The 21,787-nt window shown below is 72.9% G+C and carries 17 protein-coding genes; 9 read left to right on the top strand and 8 right to left on the bottom strand.

Translation table 11 applies throughout. From position 1 onward, the window contains the following. Positions 1-72: 72 nt before the first annotated feature. The 5 genes from E8D34_RS06620 to E8D34_RS06600 all read left to right on the top strand — a co-directional run bounded on the left by E8D34_RS06620 (position 73) and on the right by E8D34_RS06600 (position 5,661). Entirely contained in the window at positions 73-1,215 is a 1,143-nt protein-coding gene (locus E8D34_RS06620; RefSeq protein WP_136593827.1) for an ABC transporter ATP-binding protein, read from the top strand. Positions 1,216-1,247: 32 nt separating this feature from the next. After that, positions 1,248-2,453, top strand: a complete 1,206-nt coding sequence (locus E8D34_RS06615; protein WP_136593826.1) for an ABC transporter substrate-binding protein — start codon at positions 1,248-1,250, stop codon at positions 2,451-2,453. A gap of 64 nt (positions 2,454-2,517) precedes the next feature. Next, the gene (locus tag E8D34_RS06610) at positions 2,518-3,447 is read left to right on the top strand and encodes an ABC transporter permease (protein ID WP_136593825.1); all 930 of its coding nucleotides are present in this window, start codon (positions 2,518-2,520) and stop codon (positions 3,445-3,447) included. An 18-nt stretch (positions 3,448-3,465) separates the two neighbouring features. Further along, the gene (locus tag E8D34_RS06605; RefSeq protein ID WP_136593824.1) at positions 3,466-4,272 is read left to right on the top strand and encodes an ABC transporter permease; all 807 of its coding nucleotides are present in this window, start codon (positions 3,466-3,468) and stop codon (positions 4,270-4,272) included. Positions 4,273-4,317: 45 nt separating this feature from the next. Beyond that, the gene (locus E8D34_RS06600; RefSeq protein ID WP_136593823.1) at positions 4,318-5,661 is read left to right on the top strand and encodes an NAD-dependent succinate-semialdehyde dehydrogenase; all 1,344 of its coding nucleotides are present in this window, start codon (positions 4,318-4,320) and stop codon (positions 5,659-5,661) included. A gap of 89 nt (positions 5,662-5,750) precedes the next feature. Here E8D34_RS06600 and ligA read toward each other — a convergent pair whose 3' ends face one another. Next, on the bottom strand, positions 5,751-7,847 hold the full coding sequence (gene ligA / locus E8D34_RS06595; protein ID WP_136593822.1) for an NAD-dependent DNA ligase LigA: 2,097 nt from the start codon (positions 7,845-7,847) through the stop codon (positions 5,751-5,753). 245 nt (positions 7,848-8,092) lie between these two features. Between ligA and E8D34_RS06590 the strand changes: the two genes are divergently transcribed. Together E8D34_RS06590 and E8D34_RS06585 are read left to right on the top strand one after the other, a co-directional pair. Beyond that, positions 8,093-8,728, top strand: coding sequence for a TetR/AcrR family transcriptional regulator (locus tag E8D34_RS06590; protein WP_136593821.1), 636 nt, complete (start codon positions 8,093-8,095; stop codon positions 8,726-8,728). After that, positions 8,725-10,374: an MFS transporter gene (locus E8D34_RS06585; protein ID WP_136593820.1), complete on the top strand. Its 1,650-nt coding sequence runs from the start codon at positions 8,725-8,727 to the stop codon at positions 10,372-10,374. The genes E8D34_RS06590 and E8D34_RS06585 overlap by 4 nt, the downstream gene beginning before the upstream one ends. 121 nt (positions 10,375-10,495) lie before the next feature. Here the strand turns inward: E8D34_RS06585 and E8D34_RS06580 are convergent, their stop codons facing one another. The 3 genes from E8D34_RS06580 to E8D34_RS06570 are packed head-to-tail and all read right to left on the bottom strand — an operon-like array spanning position 10,496 to position 13,900. Further along, positions 10,496-11,560 carry a methionine synthase gene (locus E8D34_RS06580; protein WP_136593819.1) on the bottom strand — a complete coding sequence of 355 codons (1,065 nt, stop codon included), beginning with the start codon at positions 11,558-11,560 and terminating at the stop codon, positions 10,496-10,498. Beyond that, on the bottom strand, positions 11,557-12,681 hold the full coding sequence (gene mnmA, locus E8D34_RS06575; protein WP_136593818.1) for a tRNA 2-thiouridine(34) synthase MnmA: 1,125 nt from the start codon (positions 12,679-12,681) through the stop codon (positions 11,557-11,559). The genes E8D34_RS06580 and mnmA overlap by 4 nt, the downstream gene beginning before the upstream one ends. A gap of 34 nt (positions 12,682-12,715) precedes the next feature. Beyond that, the gene (locus E8D34_RS06570) at positions 12,716-13,900 is read right to left on the bottom strand and encodes a cysteine desulfurase family protein (protein WP_136593817.1); all 1,185 of its coding nucleotides are present in this window, start codon (positions 13,898-13,900) and stop codon (positions 12,716-12,718) included. A gap of 202 nt (positions 13,901-14,102) precedes the next feature. On the opposite strand from E8D34_RS06570, the gene E8D34_RS06565 reads away from it, so the two are divergent. Together E8D34_RS06565 and E8D34_RS06560 are read left to right on the top strand one after the other, a co-directional pair. Next, the gene (locus tag E8D34_RS06565) at positions 14,103-15,785 is read left to right on the top strand and encodes a hypothetical protein (protein ID WP_136593816.1); all 1,683 of its coding nucleotides are present in this window, start codon (positions 14,103-14,105) and stop codon (positions 15,783-15,785) included. A gap of 92 nt (positions 15,786-15,877) precedes the next feature. Continuing rightward, on the top strand, positions 15,878-17,527 hold the full coding sequence (locus E8D34_RS06560; RefSeq protein ID WP_136593815.1) for a hypothetical protein: 1,650 nt from the start codon (positions 15,878-15,880) through the stop codon (positions 17,525-17,527). Positions 17,528-18,160: 633 nt separating this feature from the next. Here E8D34_RS06560 and proB read toward each other — a convergent pair. From proB to rplU, 4 genes are all read right to left on the bottom strand, one after another. Further along, on the bottom strand, positions 18,161-19,306 hold the full coding sequence (gene proB / locus E8D34_RS06555) for a glutamate 5-kinase (protein WP_136593814.1): 1,146 nt from the start codon (positions 19,304-19,306) through the stop codon (positions 18,161-18,163). Beyond that, positions 19,296-20,861 carry a GTPase ObgE gene (obgE, locus tag E8D34_RS06550; RefSeq protein WP_136593813.1) on the bottom strand — a complete coding sequence of 522 codons (1,566 nt, stop codon included), beginning with the start codon at positions 20,859-20,861 and terminating at the stop codon, positions 19,296-19,298. The genes proB and obgE overlap by 11 nt, the downstream gene beginning before the upstream one ends. A 185-nt stretch (positions 20,862-21,046) precedes the next feature. Next, complete coding sequence (gene rpmA, locus E8D34_RS06545; RefSeq protein ID WP_136593812.1) at positions 21,047-21,301, bottom strand: 50S ribosomal protein L27; 255 nt, start codon at positions 21,299-21,301, stop codon at positions 21,047-21,049. A 36-nt stretch (positions 21,302-21,337) separates the two neighbouring features. Further along, positions 21,338-21,640, bottom strand: coding sequence for a 50S ribosomal protein L21 (rplU, locus tag E8D34_RS06540; RefSeq protein ID WP_136593811.1), 303 nt, complete (start codon positions 21,638-21,640; stop codon positions 21,338-21,340). Positions 21,641-21,787: the final 147 nt, after the last annotated feature.

The following is a 21,787-nucleotide window of genomic DNA, read 5'->3' as shown; positions in this document are numbered from 1 at the left end:
TGCAGGCAGAACTTTGAAACCATAGGTTAACGCTCCAGTGCCGGCCACGGACCGGCGCGGAAGGAGCACGACATGGTCACCCCGTCCCCCGCAGAGCTCGCCGCGGCGCCCCGCGCCGACGTCCGAACGGCACCGGACGGGCCGTCCGGCGGCGCCGGTATCTCGCTGCGCGGCCTGCGCAAGACGTTCGGCTCCGCGGTGGCCGTCGACCACGTCGACCTCGACATCCCCGCCGGCGAGTTCTTCTCGATGCTCGGCCCCTCCGGCTCCGGCAAGACCACCGTGCTGCGGATGATCGCGGGCTTCGAGCAGCCCACCGCCGGCGCGATCCACCTCGACGGCGTCGACGTCACGAAGACCGCGCCGTTCGGCCGCGACGTCAACACCGTCTTCCAGGACTACGCGCTCTTCCCGCACATGAGCGTCCGCGAGAACGTCGAGTACGGCCTGCGGGTCAAGAAGGTACGCCGCGCCGAGCGCCGCGAGCGCGCGCTGGAGGCGCTCGCCCGGGTCCGGCTCGATCACCTCGCCGACCGCAAGCCCGGGCAGCTCTCCGGCGGCCAGCGGCAGCGCGTGGCGCTGGCCCGCGCGCTGGTCAACCGGCCGCGGGTGCTGCTGCTCGACGAGCCGCTCGGCGCACTCGACCTCAAGCTGCGCCGCGAGATGCAGGTCGAGCTCAAGGAGATCCAGCGCGAGGTCGGCATCACCTTCATCTTCGTCACGCACGACCAGGAGGAGGCGCTGACCCTCAGCGACCGGATCGCGATCTTCAACGAGGGGCGGATCCAGCAGATCGCGACCCCCGAGGAGCTCTACGAGCGCCCCGCGACCGCCTTCGTCGCCGGCTTCGTCGGCACCTCGAACCTGCTCGAGGACGAGCAGACGGTGGCCCTCCTCGGCCACGGGGGCACCTACAACCTGCGCCCCGAGCGGATCCGGCTGCACCGGTCCGCCGCGGCCGCCGCCTCCCCCACGCCCCACGACGCGGAGGAGGTCGCCGCCGGCGGCGTCGTCCGCGAAGTGATCTATCTCGGGTCAGCCACCCAGACCATCGTCGACCTCGACGCAGGTGGCTCGCTGATCGTGCTCGAGCAGAACGCGCTCGGCACCTCGGACCGACCGGCCACCCACCGCGGTGACCGTGTCGTTCTGACCTGGCGTCGCGCCGACTGCGTCGCCGTCGCACCACCCACGGAGAGCAGTCCTTCCGCCTGACCTCCCCGACCCACCACAAGCAAGGAGTCACCATGATCACCCACCGTTGGGCCCGGGTCGCCGCGGCCTGCGCCGCGCTGACCCTCACCGCGGCCTGCGGCACGTCCTCCGGCGACGACACCAAGGGTGTCGAGGCGAGCGGCTTCACCGCCCCCGACCTCCCCGCCCTGGCCGAGCTCGGTGAGGGCGAGGGCGAGGTCAACATCCTCGCCTGGGCCGGCTACGTCGAGGACGGCTCGACCGACCCTGCCGTCGACTGGGTCACCGGCTTCGAGAAGGAGACCGGCTGCGAGGTCAACGTGAAGACCTTCGGCACCTCCGACGAGGCCGTCAACCTGCTGAAGGCCGGCGGCTACGACCTGGTCTCCGCCTCGGGCGACGCCTCGCTGCGCCTGATCGCCTCGGGCGACGTGGAGCCGGTCAACACCGACCTGATCCCGAACTACGCCGACGTGTACGACTTCCTCAAGGACCGCGACTGGAACTCCGTCGACGGCCAGATGTACGGGGTTCCGCACGGCTACGGCGCCAACGTGCTGATGTACCGCACGGACGAGGTGAAGCCGGCTCCGACCAGCTGGAGCGCGGTCTTCGAGGAGGACTCGCCGTACGCCGGCAAGATCACCGCCTACGACAGCCCGATCTACATCGCCGACGCCGCGATGTACCTGATGGCGACCCAGCCCGACCTCGGCATCGAGAACCCCTACGCCCTGGATGAGGAGCAGCTGCAGGCCGCGGTCGACCTGCTCAAGACCCAGCGCGAGCAGGTCGGCGAGTACTGGTCGGACTACCTCAAGGAGGTCCAGGCGTTCAAGACCGGCGACAGCGTCGTCGGCACCACCTGGCAGGTGATCGCCAACCTGGCGCAGTCCGAGGGCACCCCGGTCGACTCGGTGCTCCCCGAGGAGGGCGCCACCGGCTGGTCCGACACCTGGATGGTCGCGACCGAGTCCGAGCACAAGACCTGTGCCTACCAGTGGATGAACCACATCATCTCGCCGGAGGCGAACGCCGCCGTCGCCGAGTGGTTCGGTGAGTCCCCGGCCAACCCGAAGGCCTGCGAGCTCACCGCCGACGCCAAGCACTGCGAGACCTACCACGCCGGCGACGCCGAGTACGCCTCGAAGATCTGGTACTGGACCACGCCGGTGGCCGACTGCATCGACGGTCGCACCGACGTGAAGTGCACCGACTACGGCCAGTGGACCCAGGCCTGGACCGAGATCAAGGGCTGACACCCACCCGTTCCGAGAGGAGACGCCGGCCGGGCCGCCACGCGGCCCGGCCGGCACACCACAGATGAGCACCACCAGCACCCCCGAGGCGAGCACCCTGCCCGCTCCGGCCCCGGCCGCACCGCGCCGGAACCGCCACCGGCTCTCCGCCGCGCTCCATCGTCATCCGCGGCTGCGCCTGGTCGGCCTGCTCGCACCGATCCTCGCGTGGCTCGGGGTCTTCTACCTGGGCTCGCTGGTCGCGCTCTTCATCACCTCGCTGTGGGGGCAGGATCCCTTCACGGCCGAGATCGTCCGGGTCTGGACCCTCGACAACTTCCGCTACCTGATCGAGTCCGAGGTCTACCGGACGATCACCCTGCGCACCATCGGCATCGCCGCCCTGGTGACGGTCATCGACGTGCTGCTCGCGCTCCCGATCGCCCTCTACATGGCGAAGGTGGCCAGCCCGCGCGTGCGCCGCCTGATGGTGGTGGCCGTGCTCACCCCGCTGTGGGCCAGCTACCTGGTCAAGGCCTACGCCTGGCGGATCATGTTCTCCTCCGACGGCCTCGTCGACTCCACCGCCGGCCTGTTCGGCCTGGGCACCCCGGGGTACGGCCTGGCCGCCACCGTCGTGACGCTCTCCTACCTGTGGCTGCCGTACATGATCCTGCCGATCTACGCCGGCCTGGAGCGGCTGCCGAACTCGCTGCTCGAGGCCTCGGTCGACCTCGGCGCCTCGACGGCGACCACGCTGCGGCGAGTGATCATCCCGACGGCGTTCCCGGCGATCATCGCGGGCTCGATCTTCACCTTCTCGCTCAGCCTGGGCGACTACATCACCGTCAAGATCGTCGGCGGCGCGAACCAGATGCTCGGCAACGTCGTCTACGACAACGTGGGCGCCGCCAACAACCTGCCCTTCGCCGCGGCCGTCGCGGTGATCCCGGTCCTGATCATGCTCGCCTACCTGGCTCTCGCCCGCCGTGCCGGCGCGCTCGAGAACGTCTGACCACCCGAGGAACGTCCCATGATCGTCTCCCCCGCCTTCAAGAACGTCCTGCGGATCGTGACCGCGCTCGTCCTGGTCGTGATCTACGTCCCGCTGGCGCTGGTCGTGCTCAACTCGTTCAACGCCAGCATGAGCTTCGCGTGGCCGCCGCAGGAGTTCACCCTGGAGTGGTGGCAGCGCGCCGCGAACAGCGAGGGCGTCCGCGACGCGCTGCTGGTCAGCGTGGAGGTCGCGCTCGCCTCGACCGCCATCTCGCTGGTGCTGGGCACCATGGCGGCCCTGGCGCTCCAGCGCTACCGCTTCTTCGGTCGCGAGACCGTCTCACTGCTGATCATCCTGCCCATCGCCCTCCCGGGTATCGTCACCGGCATCGCGCTGAACAACGCGTTCCGCACGATGTTCGGATGGGAGCTGGGGTTCGTGACCATCGTCGTGGCGCACGCGACGTTCTGCGTGGTGACGGTGTTCAACAACGTCATCGCGCGGCTGCGTCGGATGGGCCTCAACCTCGAGGAGGCGTCCGCCGACCTCGGCGCGTCCGCGCTGACCACGTTCCGGCTGGTGACCTTCCCGATGATGCGCTCGGCGCTGATCGCCGGCGGCGTGCTCGCCTTCGCGCTCTCCTTCGACGAGATCATCGTGACCACCTTCACCGCCGGCGCCCAGCAGCAGACGCTCCCCATCTGGATCCTGAACAACCTCTTCCGGCCCAACCAGGGGCCGGTCGTCAACGTCGTGGCGACCGTGCTCATCCTGGTGTCCCTGATCCCGATCTGGGTGACGCAGAAGCTGGCCGGTGACAACGACGGCCTGGCTGGCCGCTGAGTCGACGCACCACACCCCGCAACGAACCACACCAGGAGGAATCGAATGACTGACTTCGCCGTGCTGAACCCTGCCACCGGCGTGCTGGGCCAGACCTACCGCAGCGCCACCGACGCCGAGATCGCCGCGGCGATCGACTCCGCCGCCACGGCGTACACCTCCTGGGGCCGGACCACCACGGTCGCCGAGCGCGCCGCCGGTCTGCGCCGGGTCGCCGAGCTCCACCGCGAGCGCAGCGCCGAGCTGGCCGCGGCGATGGTCGAGGAGATGGGCAAGCCGCTGGCCGACGCCGAGGGCGAGGTCGACTTCTCCGCCTCGATCTTCGACTACTACGCCGACAACGCCGAGGCGTTCCTCGCCGACGAGCAGATCCCGATGCCCGAGGGCGAGGGCACCGCGGTGGTCCGCAAGGCGCCCGTCGGCGTGCTGCTCGGCATCATGCCGTGGAACTTCCCGGCCTACCAGGTGGCCCGCTTCGCGGCCCCCAACCTGGCCACCGGCAACACGGTCCTGCTCAAGCACGCCCCGCAGTGCCCGCGCTCGGCGGAGCTGCTGGAGCAGATCTTCCGCGACGCCGGCTTCCCCGAGGGCGCCTACGTCAACGTCTACGCGACCATCGAGCAGGTCGAGACGATCATCGCCGACCCGCGCGTCCAGGGCGTCTCGCTGACCGGCTCCGAGCGCGCCGGCGCCGCGGTCGCCGAGATCGCCGGTCGCCACCTGAAGAAGGTCGTGCTGGAGCTCGGCGGTTCCGACCCGTTCCTGGTGCTCGGCTCGAAGGACCTCGACGCCGTCGTGGAGGCCGCCGTCTTCGCCCGGACCGACAACACCGGCCAGGTCTGCAACGCCGGCAAGCGGTTCGTCATCGTCGACGAGTTCTACGACGACTTCGTCTCGAAGTTCACCGACGCGCTGATCGCCGCCACGCCGGCCACCCCGCTCTCCTCGGAGGCCGCGGCGAAGAACCTGGCCCGCCAGGTCGACGAGGCCGTCGCCGGCGGCGCCACGCTGACCAAGGCCGGCGAGCCGCAGGGCGCCTTCTTCCCGAGTGCGCTGCTGACCGACGTCACCCCGGAGAACCCGGTCTACCACCAGGAGCTGTTCGGCCCGGTGGCGATGGTCTTCCGCGCCGCCGACGAGGCCGACGCCGTCCGGATCGCCAACGACACCCCCTACGGCCTGGGCTCCTACGTCTTCTCCGACGACGCCGAGCAGGCGCAGCGGGTGGCCGACCAGATCGAGGCCGGCATGGTCTACGTCAACGGCGTCGGCATGGACGCGGCCGAGCTGCCGTTCGGCGGCGTGAAGCGCTCCGGCTTCGGCCGCGAGCTGGGCCGCTTCGGCATCGAGGAGTTCGTCAACAAGAAGCTGATCCGCACCGCGGGCTGACCCAGCCGCAGCGACCAGCGACACCGCCCCCGCACCGAGACCGGTGCGGGGGCGGTGTCGCGTCCGGGGCCCCTGTCGGCCCGGGCGGCTCACTCCGCCTCGGTCGGCTCCGGGCCGTTCTCCAGCAGCCGGACGAACCCGTCGCGGTCGAGCACCGGTACGCCGAGCTGCTCGGCCTTGTCGGCCTTCGAGCCGGCGTTCTCCCCGACCACCACGTAGTCGGTCTTCTTCGACACCGAGCCCGCCGCCTTGCCGCCGCGGGACAGGATGGCCTCCTTGGCCGAGTCACGCGTGAACCCGTCCAGCGTGCCGGTGACCACCACGGTCAGCCCCTCCAGGGTCCGCGGCACCGACTCGTCGCGCTCGTCGGCCATCGCCACGCCGGCGGCGGCCCACTTGTCCACGATCGCCACGTGCCAATCGACCGCGAACCACTCCACGACCGCCTCGGCGATGGTCGGGCCGACGCCCTCCGCCGCCGCGAGCTCGTCCAGGGAGGCAGCGCGGATCGCGTCCATGGAGCCGAACTCGGTCGCCAGCGCGCGCGCCGCGGTCGGGCCGACATGACGGATCGAGAGCGCCACCAGGACCCGCCACAGGGGCACCTGCTTGCGCAGCGCCAGGTTGGCCAGCAGCTTCTCGCCGTTGGCCGAGAGCTGACGTCCCTCCTCGCCCTTCTTGGGGTCGCGGGTGAACAGCTCGGTGGCCCGCAGCTTGTCCGCGGTCAGGTCGAAGACGTCGCCCTCGTCCACGATCGCGCCGGAGTCCAGCAGGGCGACGGCCGCCTCGTAGCCGAGCCCCTCGATGTCGAAGGCCCCACGCCCGGAGACGTGGTGGACCCGCTCGCGGACCTGGGCCGGGCACTGCCGGTGGTTGGGGCAGCGCAGGTCCTTGTCGCCCTCCTTCTGCTCCACCAGGGTGGTCCCGCAGGAGGGGCACTCGGTCGGCATCACCCACTCCGGCAGCCCCTCGGGGCGCAGCGCCAGCACCGGCCCGACGATCTCGGGGATCACGTCCCCCGCCTTGCGCAGCACCACGGTGTCGCCGGGGCGCACGTCCTTGCGCTTGACCTCGTGGCCGTTGTGAAGCGTGGCCATCTCGACGGTGGAGCCGGCGACCTTCACCGGACGCATCCGACCGAACGGCGTCACCCGGCCGGTGCGGCCGGTGTTGACCTCGATGGCCAGCAGCTCGGTGTTGACCTCCTCGGGCGGGTACTTGAAAGCGATCGCCCAGCGCGGCGCCCGGGAGGTGGACCCGAGGCGGCCCTGGAGGGCGACGTCGTCGACCTTGACCACCACGCCGTCGATCTCGTGCTCGACGGAGTGCCGCTGCTCGCCGTACCGGGCGATGTAGGCCTCGACCTCGGCCAGCGTGGCCACCACCGCCACCCGCGGGGAGGTCGGCAGGCCCCAGGCAGCCAGCGCCCGGTAGGCCTCGGACTGCGCCGCCGGCTCGAAGCCCTCGCGGGCGCCGATCCCGTGGCAGACCATGCCGAGCTCGCGGGTGGCGGTGACCCGCGGGTCCTTCTGGCGCAGCGAGCCGGCGGCGGCGTTGCGCGGGTTGGCGAACGGTGGCTTGCCGGCCTCGGTCATCGTCACGTTGAGCCGCTCGAAGGCCTCGACCGGGAGGAAGACCTCGCCGCGGACCTCGACCAGGGCGGGCACCGGGAACTCGTCGGTGCCGGTCAGCCGGTGCGGCACCGAGGCGATGGTCTTCACGTTGGGCGTGACGTCCTCGCCGGTGGTGCCGTCGCCGCGGGTCAGGGCACGGACCAGGCGGCCGTTCTCGTAGAGGATGTTGATCGCCAGCCCGTCGACCTTGAGCTCGCACAACAGCGCCGGGTCGGCGACGCCGTCGCGGGCCAGCCGCGCGTACCAGGCCGCGAGGTCCTCGGCCGAGAAGGCGTTGTCCAGGCTCTCCATCCGTCGCAGGTGGTCGACGGCGGTGAACTCGGTGGAGACCGCGCCGCCGACCTTCTGGGTCGGCGAGTCGGGGGTGCGCAGCTCGGCGTACTCCTCCTCCAGCTCCTCCAGGCGGCGCATCGTGGCGTCGAAGTCGGCGTCGGAGAGGGTCGGATCGTCGAGCACGTAGTAGCGCCAGCGCGCCTCCTCGACGACCTCGACGAGCGTCGCGTGCTCGTCGCGGGCCGACGCCGGTACGACGGAGGGCTCGAGTGCGGTCATGGGGCCATCTTGCCGCCCACCACCGACGGCCCGGACAGGTGGGCGGCGGTCTAGACAGGGCGCCACCGGATGTCGGTGGTCACCGCCAGCGTTGTCCCGTCGCGGGAACAGAGCGCAGGGGAAATGCATTTGCCAAGACGAAACAGTTCCGTACTATCTACTCAGAACGAAACCGTACCGTTTCATCCCGCTCACCACCGCGGCGGTGAGCGGAGTCCCGCGCCCAGACGACCGAGGAGGTCCCCATGTCCCCCGTGACCAAGGACGGCCCGGATCAGCCGAGCCGGCCCCGTGTCGAGGGCGAGCGCGAGCTCGAGATCCTCGACGCGGCCGTCCAGATCCTCGCCGAGGTCGGCTACGACCTGCTGACGATGGACGCGGTCGCGGCCCGCGCCAAGGCGTCGAAGGCGACGCTCTACCGGCGCTGGAACGGGAAGCCGGCGCTGGTGCTCGACGCGATCCTCTCCCAGAAGGAGCGGCACGACCTGCCCGACACCGGGAGCCTGCGCGGCGACCTGCTCGCCCTCACCTGCGGCATGGGCGGTCTCACCGACGGCACCCAGGTCGCCATCCTCGGCAGCCTGATCACGGCGGTCAGCCGCGACCGGGAGTTCGCGGAGATCTTCCGCCGCGACTTCATCGGGCCCAAGGCCGAGCACAACCGCCAGGTCTTCGTCCGCGCGCAGCAGCGCGGCGAGATCCCCGAGGACCTCGACCTCGACGTCCTCGTGCCGGCCCTGCCGGCGATCATCCTCCACCGCCTCTTCCTCCTCGGCGACGAGCCGACAGAAGCGCTGATCACCCGCGTGATCGACCAGGTGATCCTCCCCGCCGTCCACCACAGCGGCTCCCCCACTCCCGAACCCGAAGGAATCCGATGACCGACATCGACAAGCCCGCGTACCCACCCGCGGCACCGGACGAGGACCAGGGCCACGCACACCTCGGCTGGGCCCTCGTCCTGATCTGCGTCGCCCAGCTGATGGTCGTGCTCGACGGCACGATCACCAACATCGCGCTGCCCTACATCGGGCTGGACCTGGGCATCTCCCAGGCCAACCTGACCTGGATCGTGACCGGCTACGCCCTCGCCTTCGGCGGCCTGCTGCTGCTCGGCGGACGCCTCGGCGACCTGTACGGCCGCCGCCGGATCTTCATGATCGGACTGATCGTCTTCGCCGTCGCCTCGCTGCTCGGCGGCCTGGCGAGCGGCGAGTTCATGCTGCTCGGCTCCCGCGCCCTCCAGGGCCTCGGCGCCGCGCTCGCCGCTCCGTCGGCGCTGGCCCTGATCACCACCACCTTCCCGGCCGGACCGGCCCGCAACCGGGCGTTCGCCGTCTACGCGATGATGTCCGGCGTCGGCGCGGCGGTCGGCCTGATCCTGGGTGGCTGGCTGACCGGCATGGACTCGGTCTTCGGCATCAGCGTCGAGGGCTGGCGACTCACGTTCCTGATCAACGTCCCGATCGGCCTGGTCGCTGCGGCCCTGGCCCCGCGGGTGCTCGCCGAGTCCGAGACCCACCACGGCCAGATGGACGTCCCCGGCGCCATCACCGGCACCCTCGGCCTGCTCGCCATCGTCTTCGGCCTCTCCCGCGCCGGCGAGGAGGCCTACGGCTGGGGCGATCCGCAGACCGTGACCGCGCTGGTCGCCGGCGTCGCGCTGCTCGTCGTCTTCGCTGCCATCGAGGCCCGCGCCGACCACCCGCTGCTGCCGATCCGGGTGCTGCGCAACCGCACCCGCGCCACCAGCTTCATCGCGATGATGGTGGCTCCCGCGGCGATGTTCGCGATGTTCTTCTACCTGAGCCTGTTCATGCAGCAGATCGTCGGCTACAAGCCGCTGCACGCGGGCTTCGCGTTCCTGCCGTTCGCCTTCGGCATGGTGATCGGCGCCGGCGCGTCCTCGAACCTGGTCAACCGGGTCGACCCGCGCTTCCTGGCCGGCACCGGCACGCTGATCGCGTCGTTCTCGCTGTTCATGTTCTCGCGGGTCACCGTCGACGACTCGGTCCAGTCCGCCCTGGCCGCGGTCGGCCAGGGCCAGTCCGTCGGCGCCGACCTGAACTACTGGGCGCACATCTTCCCGTACGTGGTCACGATGGCGATCGGCATGGGCCTGACCTTCGTCCCGCTCACGCTGACCGCGGTGCACCACCTGCGCCGGGAGGACTCCGGTATCGGGTCGGGCGTGCTCAACACCATGCAGCAGGTCGGCGGCGCGCTCGGCCTGGCCACGCTGAGCACCGTCGCGCTGCACTTCACCAACGACCGTGCCGCGGAGATCAGCAAGCCGATCGCCGACGGCATCGCCTCCGGCGTGGCCAACGGCGCGATCCCCGCGGACAAGGCCGACGCCGTGGCCCAGTTCGCGATCTTCCAGGGCAGCTTCACCGAGGGCGCCACCCACGCGTTCCTGGTGGGGGCGATCATGATGCTGTTCGCCTCGGCCATCGTCTGGACCTTCCTCAACGTCAAGCACGAGGAGCTGGCCACCGACGGACCCGAGGGCGTGCACGTCGGCTGATCCCGACACGAGCCCGCGCCGCGGCCGCCACCCCCACCCGGGGTGGCGGCCGCGGTCGCGTTGCGGGCACGGGAGTGCCTCCCGGTCGGACGTCGCGCGGCGGGCCCGGACCCGGGCGGCGCTACTCCTGGGCGGCCTCGGCCAACCCGCGCGCCGCGCCGAGCGTCAGCACCAGCGCGCGCCGCGCCCAGGCAGCGTCGGCGCCGGCGAGCCCGCAGGCCGGGGTCAGCACCAGCTGACCGAGGTGGTCGGCCGGGTCCAGCCCGGTCATGTCGAACCAGCGCAGCAGCCGCTCCAGCACCGCGGTGTCGGTGAGCGATCCGCTCGGGGCCAGCGACGGGACCACGCCGAGCGCCACCGTGCCGCCGTCCTCGAGCGTCTGGGCCAGCGCGTCGTGGCCCTCGCCGCCGACCTGCCCGAGGTCGACCGCCAGGCCGTCCGCGCCCGCGCCGCGCAGCAGCGCCAGCGGGGCGTCCGGCGCGCAGCAGTGCACCCACGCCTCAGCGCCGGCCGCGGCGACCGCCTCGATCACCCAGCGCAGCGCCTGGTCGGCCTCCGGTGGGTGGATCACCCGGTGCTTGCCGAAGCCCGAGGCCGTCGGCACCCGACCGGCCAGCACCGCCGGCAGCGCGGGCTCGTCGATCTGGACGATCACGCGGTCCGCGCCCGGGGTGCGCCGGCGCAGGTCCGCGACGTGTCCGGTGACCGCCTCCGCGAGCGCCTGGGCCAGATCGCGGCGGGCGCCGTGGTCGGCCAGGATCTTGTCGCCGCGCGGCCGCTCGACGGTGGCCGCGAGGGTCCAGGCCCCGGTGACCTGCGTCTTCACCGCGCCGGCGTAGCCGGCCGACTGCTCCTCCCAGGAGTCGAGGTCCTGGCCGAGCAGGCTGCGGGCACGGCGCTGGTCGATCGGCGGAGCCCCGTCGGTGCCGGTCAGCCGCCAGCCCTCGGGCTGCAGGTCGGCGTCCCACACGCCGGCGGCGGCGAACAGGCCCAGCGTCCGTCCGACCATCCCCGCCGGCGCGCCGCGACCCGGCACCTCGGGCACGAACGGGATCCCGGACGGGTCGGCGCCGAGCTCGCCGAGGACCACCCGCAGCGCCTCGTCGAACGCGCCCTGGGTGCTCCCGGGGAAGGAGCCGATGCCGGTGGCCCGCGCGACCGGCGCGGGCTGGGCCTCCGAGGTCATCCGGCGACCCGCTCGGTGCTGGTGATCGTGGCCGAGCCGACCACCCGGGTGCCGTCGTAGATCACCGCGGCCTGGCCGGGTGCGATCCCGAAGGCGGGGTCGACCAGGTCGATCCGCACGGCCTCGCCGTCCTCGGCGACCCGGACCGTGGCCCGGTGCTCGTCGCCGTGGGCGCGTAGCTGGACGGTGACGCCGACCGGCTCCGCTCCGGCCGCCAGCGGGGCGCCGCACCACCGCGGCGCCTCGGCGTGGATCGCGGTCACCGCGAGGCGCTCACGCGGCCCCACGGTGACGGTGTTGGAGACCGGCTCGATGTCGAGCACGTAGCGCGGCTTGCCGTCCGGGGCGGGCCGCCCCAGCCGCAGGCCCTTGCGCTGCCCGATCGTGTAGCCGAACGTGCCCTGGTGCTCGCCGAGCACCGTGCCCGTCGCCTCGTCGATGATCTCGCCCGGCGCGAGGAACGGCGCGCCGTCGTACCGCTCCCCCAGCTTCTCGCGCAGCCAGCCCGCGTTGTCGCCGTCGGCGACGAAGCAGATGTCGTGGCTGTCGGGCTTGTCGGCCACGAGCAGCCCGCGCTCGGCCGCCTCGCGGCGCACCTCGGACTTGGGGGTGTCGCCCAGCGGGAAGAGCGAGTGGCGCAGCTGGCGCTCGTCGAGCACGCCGAGCACGTAGGACTGGTCCTTGCCGTGGTCGACGCCGCGGTGCATCTCCAGACCGGCCGGGCCGTCCACGAGGCGCGCGTAGTGGCCGGTGGCGACCGCGTCGAAGCCGAGCGCGAGGGCGCGGTCCAGGACGGCGGCGAACTTGATCTTCTCGTTGCAGCGCAGGCACGGGTTGGGCGTCTGCCCGGCCGCGTAGGTGTCCATGAAGTCCTCGACCACGTCGGTGTGGAACCGCTCGGAGAGGTCCCAGACGTAGAACGGGATGCCGATCACGTCGGCGGCGCGGCGGGCGTCGTTGGCGTCCTCGATGGTGCAGCAACCGCGTGCGCCGGTGCGGTACGACTTCGGGTTGCGCGAGAGCGCGAGGTGGATGCCGGTGACCTCGTGACCGGCCTCGTGGGCACGGGCCGCGGCGACGGCGGAGTCGACCCCGCCGGACATGGCGGCGACGACCTTCATCGGGCTGACCTCATCGACGTCCTCATCGACGTCCTCACAGGCGGGCCGCGCGGGCCCGCTCCACGCAGGGCGCGATCGCGGCGCCGAGCGCATCGACGTCCGCCTCGGTGCTGGTCCAGCCGAGGCTGAAGCGCAGCGAGCTGCGCGCCACCTCGGGGTCGCGGCCCATCGCCAGCAGCACGTGGCTGGGCTGCGGGACGCCGGCCGAGCAGGCGGACCCGGTCGAGCACTCGATCCCGCGGGCGTCGAGCAGCATGAGCAGCGAGTCGCCCTCGCAGCCGGGGAAGGAGAAGTGGGCGTTGCCGGGCAGCCGGTCGCCGGGGTCGGGATCGGCGCCGTTGAGCACCACGTCGGGCACCGCACGGCGTACCGCATCGACTAGCCGGTCGCGCAGCGCGGCGACCCGGACCGCGTGGTCGGCCTGGTGCTTGACCGCGAGCTCGACCGCCGCGGCCATCCCCGCGATCGAGGGGACGTCCACGGTGCCGCTGCGGACGTCGCGCTCCTGCCCGCCACCGTGCAGCAGCGGGGTCAGGGTCAGCTCGCGACGGACCACCAGCGCGCCGACGCCGTGCGGTCCGCCCACCTTGTGCCCGGAGATCGTGAGCGCGTCCGCACCCGAGGCGGCGAAGTCCAGCGGGACCGCGCCGAGCGCCTGGACGGCGTCGGAGTGCACCGGGATGCCGTGCTCGGCGGCCACGGCCACCAGCTCGGCGACCGGCTGCACGGTGCCGACCTCGTTGTTGGCCCACATCACGCTGACCAGCGCCACCGACGCCGGGTCGGCCTCGATCGCGGCGCGCAGCGTGGCGGGGTCGAGCCGACCCCGCTCGTCGACCTCGAGCAGCTCGACGACGGCGTCCTGATGCTCCGCGAGCCACGCCAGCGGGTCGAGCACGGCGTGGTGCTCGACCGCGGTCGCGAGCACCCGTCGCCGCTCGGGGTGCTCCGCTCGGCGCGCCCAGTACAGGCCCTTGACCGCCAGGTTGTCGGCCTCCGTGCCGCCGGAGGTGAAGACCACCTCGCTCGGCCGGCAGCCCAGCGCCTGCGCGATCCGCTCCCGGGACTCCTCGACGATCCGCCGACCCCGCCGTCCCGAGGCGTGCAGCGAGCTGGCGTTCGCCACGTCGCGCAGGTGCTCGGTGACCGCCTCCACCGCCGCGTCCACCATCGGCGTCGTCGCAGCGTGGTCGAGGTAGACCGTCGGGTCGTCGTTCATGGCGTTCCAAGCGTACGGCGCCGCGGTAGCAGCCAACGAACCCGCCGCCCACGTCGTGACGCAGCCAACGTCGGCGACCGTCCGGGGCACGATCCGCCGGGCCGTTCCGGGGAGCGGCTCGGCGGTGCCGGAGCCACCGCACGGCGACTGCCCGAGCGGGTCGTCTCCTTCGAAAACGGCTCCGCCTGCCGAACGGGATGGCATGGGGACCACCCGCGAGCAGACCGGTCGGGGGGCGCGACCGCGCCCGCGGCGGCGCTCGCGGCTGACCTGGACGGCGCCCGCCCTGGCCGCGGTGACGGCTCTCGCCGTGGCCACGCCGGTCACCGGACCCGTGCCGCCGGCCGGCTCCTCGGCCGGCGCGGCGACCCGCGTCTCGGGGTCGTTGGACCTCTCACTGGAGCGCTACTACGGCGGGCAGGCCCTCGGGTTCGTCGGCGACCTCGGCGTCGCCGGCACCACCAGGATCTGGCTCGAGCACCACATGGGCCGCGTCGGTGACCGGTGGACCCGGATCGGCGGCTCGGAGGGCACCACCCAGGCCGACGGCACCTTCGACCTCACCTTTCCCGCCCGCGCGATGAAAGGCATCTCGGTGCGCGTCGCCTCCCAGCAGGCGGTGACCACGCCGGTCCTCCTGCACGCGGACGAGCAGGCCGCCTGGGTCTCGGTGACGACCGACGAGGAGCTCGACACCACGGGGTACGTGCGGCACGTCAGCTACCCCGCGCGGGCCGGGCAGCCGATGACCGTGCGGGTCGACACGTCACCCCGCGGCGAGCCGGTCCTCCGTGGCCGCCGCGTCACGCTGCAGCGTCGCGCGGCGAACGGCGACTGGCGCACCACCTGGACGTCGGTCGCCACCGCACGCGTCCGACCCGGCGGACGGGCGTTCTTCCACCTCGACGCGCCCGACGACCGCGCCCAGGTGACCTACCGCGCCCGGCTCGAGGACTGGACCCGGGCCGGCAGCGAGATCGGCTGGTTCCCGTCGTACCCGGTCGAGATCGACCTGCTCCCCGCCGACTCCGCGCGCGCCACGGTGCTCCGGGCGGCGTCCGTCGAGCGCTCCCGCACCGCCGCCACCGTCGGAGGGGCCGCCCGCGCCACCACCGTCGGCCCGACGGCCTCCGCCACGAACCGCTGGGGCCGCTCGCTGTTCGACTTCAACTACGAGTACGGCGAGTCGCTGACCCACCCTCCGATCGGCGGGTCCCGGCGGCAGGGCTCGTGGGTCGAGTACTCCACCGGGGCGGGCCGCGTCGCCGGCCACAACGGCGGGCTGATGCTGACCAGCAAGTTCACCGACTGGCCGCGCCGGAGCAACGCCGGCCCCGGGGACCACGGGACCACCGCCGCCACCCTGCTCGGCAATGCCCGCACCTACGGCCGCTGGGAGCTGCGCCTGCGCCCGTGGAACGCCGACGACGCCGAGCCCGGGCGCGACTACCGGGTCCGCGCGGAGCTGGTCCCCGCCGACAGCGCCGAGCGCGCCTGCGGCGCCCGCTCCATCGTGATCGCGGACCTGACCCCGAACGAGCCCGAGGTGCGCTTCGGCGCCTACACCCCCGACGGCGACCGGTCCTGGACGGGGGCCGCCGACGGCATGCCGGTCGAGCGGGTGGCGCGCGCGTACGCCGTCGAGGTGACCCGACGCCACCTCTCCTGGCTCGTCGACGGTCGGGTGGTCGGCACCGTGCGCGCCCGCGAGGCCGTGCCGGGAGTCCCGCTGACCCTGCGACTCTCGCTCGTCGGCGCCGGCGACGCGGAGATGCAGCACACCTACGCCCACGTCGACTGGGTGCGGGGCTTCACCCTGCGGCACGGGTCCCGGGTGCGTGACGGCGCGCGGCTCGAACGCGGCACCAACCCGTACGCCTGCTGACCCCTGACCCCTGACCCCCGAGCCCTGGTCCCGGACGCCCCCGCCGGCCGCCGAGGGCTACGGCGGGCCACCGCCCTGCCGAATGGACCGGCGTGACTCGCGTGCTCCCGCGCCGGCCCCGCGCCCGGCGGTCCCTGCTGGCCACCCTGACCCTGCTGGTCGCCTCCGCCCTGGCGGTGACCTGCGCCGTCACCGCGCCGAGCTCGTCGGCAGCCGGCGCCGCGTCGCTGTCGATCTCGGCCCGCAACTACTACGGCGGGCAGGGGCTGGTCTTCAGCGGCAGCATCGGGAAGGCCGAGGCGACCCGGATCTGGCTGGAGTTCCACATGGGTCTGCCCGGCGACTCCTGGACCCCGGTCGAGGACTCCGAGCGCCGTACTGCCGCCGACGGCTCCTTCCGGTTCCGCTTCCCGGCGCGCAGCATGAACGGCATCCGGCTCCGGGTCGCCGCCGACGGCTCGGTCACCCCGCCGGTCACCCTGCACGCCCGCGACCAGGCCGCGCACGTCACGGTGCGGACCGTCGGCGAGCAGCTGGACACCGACGGCTACGTGGAGCACGCCGGCTACCCCGTGCTGGCCGGCAGGCCCATGCAGGTCACCGTCGACACCTCCCCCGACGGCGAGCCGGTGCTGGACGGCCGCGGCGTCGACCTGCAGGTGCGCGGTCGCAGCACCCGCTGGACCACCCGGTGGCGGACCGTGGCCAGCGCCCGGGTCGGCTCGGGCGGGGTGGCGCGCTTCCGGCTGGACGCGCCCCGCCGGGACAAGACCTACCGGGCCCGCCTGGCCGACTGGTCGGAGGGCGGCAGCGAGATCGGCTGGTTCCCCTCGTTCCCGGTCGCCGTCGATGCCCTGCCCGCCGCGGCCCGCCGCTCCGTGCGCGCCGACGCCCCGACGGTGGACGCACCGGCTCCGGCGGGCGCGACGAGCCGCCTCCGGCGTACCGACCCGTGGTACAGCAGCGCCGGCACCACCGCGGCGGCCAAGCACGGCTGGAGTCCGGCGCTGTGGGACTTCGCCTGGGAGTACGGCGAGTCGCTCTCCGACCGACCGTTCCGCGGCGCGGATCGCCGCGGCCGCTGGCTCGAGTACTCCGACGGGTCCGGCATCGCGGCCAAGCAGAACGGCGGGCTGCAGCTGGAGAGCAGCTTCTCCGACTACCCGCGGCCGGGCAACGCCGGACCCGGCGACCACGGCACCACAGCGGTGCAGCTCACCGGGAACGCACGCAGCCACGGTCGCTGGGAGGTCCGGATCAGGCCCTGGACCGCGGTCGCGCCGCGCGCCGAGCCCGGGGGCGACTACCGGATCCGGGCCGAGCTCGTGCCCGCCCGGGCACGGTTGCGCGCCTGCGGCGCCCGCTCGATCGTGATCGCCGACCTGACCCCGAACACGCCACGGGTGCGCTTCGGCGCCTCCACCCCCGAGGGCCGGCGGGCCTGGCGGGGCTCCCGCGGCGGGATCGTGGTCTCGAGGATGCCGCGCGCCTACTCCGTCGAGGTGGCCCCCGACCACATCTCCTGGTTCATCGACGGCACGGTGGTCGGCACCGTAAACAGCCGCGCCGCGGTGCCGGGTGTCCCGCTGACCCTGCGGATCTCGATGGTGGGCCGCGGTCAGCGGGAGATGGACCACACCTACGCGATCATGGACTGGATGCGCGGCTTCGACCTGGAGCGTGGGGAGCAGGTGCGCTCCGGCGCCGCGTTGAAGCGCCGGCGGAGCGCGGCCGGCTGCTGAGGGGCGTCACGCACCCGAAGTCGCCGCCCGCTGGTGCCGCTGAGGCGGAAGTGACGACCTCGCCCAACAGCGTGCCAGCGAAGCACCGCCGCGCTCGGCCCGGCGAGCACCGAGCACACGGCTGCTACCGCGGGGAACGCGAGCAAGCGGTCCGCCGGGAGCGACGAAGGAGCGACCGGAGGCCGCGAGCGAGGCTTCTCCGCGTGCAGCCGCCGCAGGCCGCCAGACCACCTGGCACCGAGCTCACGGCTGCTACCGCGGGGAACGCGAGCAAGCGGTCCGCCGGGAGCGACGAAGGAGCGACCGGAGGCCGCGAGCGAAGCTTCTCCGCGTGCAGCCGCCGCAGGCCGCCGGACCACCTGGCACCGAGCGGGCCTCGACCGCGAGCGCGGCAGCGCGGCGGAGCGAAGCGGAGACGCGCTCGGCCCGGCGAGCACCGAGCTCACGGCTGCTACCGCGGGGAACGCGAGCAAGCGGCCCGCAGGGAGCGACGAAGGAGCGACCGGAGGCCGCGAGCGAAGCTTCTCCGCGTGCAGCCGCCGCGGGCCGCCAGACCACCTGGCACCGAGCGGGCCTCGACCGCGAGCGCGGCAGCGCGGCGCGACGAAGGAGCGACGCGCTCGCGCCGTCCAGTCAGAGCAGGACGAGGTCGTCGCGGTGCACGACCTCGCGCTCGTAGCCCGCGCCGAGCGCCGCCTTCAGCTCCGTCGTCGACCGGCCGAGCAGGGTCGGCAGCTCGCCGGCGTCGAAGTTGACCAGCCCGCGCGCCACGACCACGCCGTCGGGCCCGACCAGGTCGATCGGGTCGCCGGCGGTGAAGTCGCCGACCACGTCGGTGACCCCGGCGGCCAGCAGCGAGGCCCGGCGCTCCACCACCGCGCGCACCGCGCCGGCGTCGAGGACCAGCGAGCCCTTGCCGTCGGTGGCGTGGCGCAGCCACAGCAGCCGGGTCGGGCGTCGCCGGCCCGTGGCGTGGAACAGGGTGCCGGTGGTCGCACCGGAGAGCGCGGACGTCGCGTTGGCCGCCGAGGTCAGCACCACGGGGATGCCGGCGCCGGTCGCGATCGCCGCGGCCTCCACCTTGGTGGCCATGCCGCCCGTGCCGACCCCGGCCTCCCCCGGTGCGCCGACCGTGACCCCGTCCAGGTCGACGTCGGAGGCGACCTCGGGGATGAGCCGGGAGCCCGCGCGCGTCGGCGGACCGTCGTACAGGCCGTCGACGTCGGAGAGCAGCACCAGCAGGTCGGCGTGGACCAGGTGGGCGACCAGCGCCGCCAGGCGGTCGTTGTCGCCGAACCGGATCTCGCTGGTCGCCACCGTGTCGTTCTCGTTGACGATCGGCAGCACGCCCAGCTCGAGCAGCTTGGTGAAGGTCTGGTGCGCGTTGCGGTAGTGCGCGCGCCGGGTGACGTCGTCGAGGGTGAGCAGCACCTGGCCGGCGATCAGCCCGTGCCGCGCCAGCTCCTCGGTGTAGCGGTGCACCAGGAGCCCCTGGCCGACCGACGCTGCCGCCTGCTGCGCGGCCAGCCCCGAGGGCCGGCGGCGCAGGCCGAGCGGGGCCAGGCCCGCGGCGATCGCGCCGGAGGAGACCAGCACCACCTCGGAGCCACGGGCGCGCACGGCGGCCAGGGCATCGACCAGCGCCCGCACGCGGTCGGGGTCGATCCCACCGGCCGCGGTGGTCAGCGACGACGAGCCGACCTTGACCACGATCCTGCGTGCGTCGAGCACCACGGATCGGAGGTCGACCGCTCCGTCCTCCCCCGCCTCAGCGGTCACCGGGGTCCTCCTCGAGCCACGCCTCCTCGTCGGTGGCCCCGTCCGGCAGGTCCGGGTCCTCGGCCGACCCGATCTCGTACGACGTGGGGCCGTACTCGTCGGGGCGGTCGAGACGCCGAGCGACGTCGGCCCGGGTCTCACCCTCGGCCCGGTCGTCCATCTGGTCCTGGATCTCGCGGCGGCGCGAGGCGGCCGGCCGCTCCTCGGTGAACCGGTGGTCCTCGCCGCGGCGCGCCAGGTTCTCCGCGCCGGCGTCCACGCCGGGCTTGAAGTCGAAGACGACCGCGTCGTCCGGGTGCCCGATCAGGACGGCGTCGCCCTCGACGGCGCCGGCCTTGACCAGTCGGTCCTCGACGCCCAGCCGGTTCAGCCGGTCGGCGAGGTAGCCGACGGCCTCGTCGTTGCTGAAGTCGGTCTGGCGGACCCAGCGCTCGGGCTTGCGACCGCGGACGCGCCAGCCGGCGCCGGTCCGGGTGACGGTGAACTCGTCGCCGGTGACCGACGCGGGGCGCAGCACGATCCGCTGCTGGACCTCCGCGGCCTTCTCGGCGCGGGCGGCCTGGACGATCTCGGCCATCGCGAAGATCAGCTCGCGGGTGCCCTCACCGCTGACGGCGGAGATCTCGAAGACCCGGTAGCCGCGCTCGCGCAGCTCCTCGACGACCATCTCGGCGATGCCGCGACCGTCGGGGACGTCGACCTTGTTGAGCGCCACCAGGCGCGGCCGGTCCTCCAGCCCGCCGTACCGGGCCAGCTCGCCCTCGATCACGTCGAGGTCGTCGACCGGGTTCCGGCCGGGCTCCAGCGTCGCCGTGTCGAGCACGTGCACCAGCGCCGCGCAGCGCTCGATGTGGCGCAGGAAGTCGTGGCCGAGACCGCGGCCCTCCGCGGCGCCCTCGATCAGGCCGGGCACGTCGGCGACGGTGAACGTCAGGTCGCCGGCGGTGACCACACCGAGGTTCGGGACCAGCGTGGTGAACGGGTAGTCGGCGATCTTGGGCCGAGCGCGGGAGATGGAGGCGATCAGGCTGGACTTGCCCGCGCTGGGGAAGCCGACCAGGCCGACGTCGGCGACGACCTTGAGCTCCAGCACGATCTCCAGCTCGTCGCCGGGCTCACCGAGGAGCGCGAAGCCCGGGGCCTTGCGGCTCTTCGAGGCCAGCGCGGCGTTGCCCAGGCCGCCCGCGCCGCCCTCGGCGATCACCAGCTCGGTGCCGGCGCCGACCAGGTCGGCGATCACCTCGCCGTCGGGCCGGGCGACGACGGTGCCGTCGGGCACCGGCAGCACCAGGTCCGCGCCGTGGCCGCCGTTGCGCCGGCCGCCGGCGCCGTGGCCGCCGTGCTCGGCGCGCCGCTTCGGGCTGTGGTGGTAGTCCAGCAGCGTGGTGACGTCGGGGTCCACCCGCAGGATGACGGAGCCACCCGGACCGCCGTTGCCGCCGTCGGGGCCCCCGAGGGGCTTGAACTTCTCGCGGTGCACGGAGGCGACACCGTTGCCGCCGCGTCCAGCCGCGACGTGCAGGGTGACCCGGTCGACGAACGTGGGGACGGCCATGGGATCAGTCTCTCAGTCTGTGGAGGGTGTGTGGGTTCGAGGCTCGCTTCGCTCGCACCTCAACCACCGCCATCCGGTGGTCGAGGAGCGAGGAGCGCTCGCGACGAGCCTCGGAGCCACCAAATGCGGCAAGGGCGCCCCGAACGGGACGCCCTTGCCACGGAAGTCGAACGCGGAGCGTCAGGTCACTCCGACGGAACGATGTTGACGACCTTGCGGCCGCGCTTCTTGCCGAACTCGACGTTGCCGGCGATCAGGGCGAACAGGGTGTCGTCGCCGCCGCGGCCCACGCCGGAGCCCGGGTGGAAGTGGGTGCCACGCTGGCGGACGATGATCTCGCCCGCGTTCACCAGCTGGCCGCCGAACCGCTTCACGCCGAGGCGCTGAGCGTTGGAGTCGCGGCCGTTCTTGGTGGACGCCGCGCCCTTCTTGTGTGCCATCTCTTCAGTCCTTCTGGATCGTCAGCGAGCGGATGCTCAGAGCTTGATGTCGGTGACCTTGACCTGGGTGTACTTCTGGCGGTGACCCTGGCGCTTCTTGTAGCCGGTCTTGTTCTTGTACTTCTGGATGACGATCTTCGGGCCCTTGGTGGCGGCGAGGACCTCGACGGTCACGGCAGCCTTGTCCAGGCCGGTCGTGGTGATGTTGTCACCGTCGACCGTCATGAGCACCGGGAGGGTCAGCGTGTCGCCGACGGGCGCGGAGACCTTGTCGATCTCGATGACGTCGCCGACGGCGACCTTCTCCTGCTTGGCGCCAGCGCGCACGATCGCGTACACCGCGGTCTCCTTCGGGTCCTGACTGGAACAAACTCTTGGGTTGAACTCTGCTGCCAATGTCCGCAGCACGCACATCACGAAAGCCTGCGTTCGCAACGGGTGCCAGCGGCATCGCCGCGCAGAGCCGGAGCGCCAAACGGGGGGCGC

This window comes from Nocardioides sp. GY 10113 (assembly GCF_004919105.1).
Lineage (GTDB): Bacteria > Actinomycetota > Actinomycetes > Propionibacteriales > Nocardioidaceae > Nocardioides.
The sequence above is the reverse complement of the archived record's forward strand: the minus strand, read 5'-3'. Positions and strand labels throughout refer to the sequence as shown.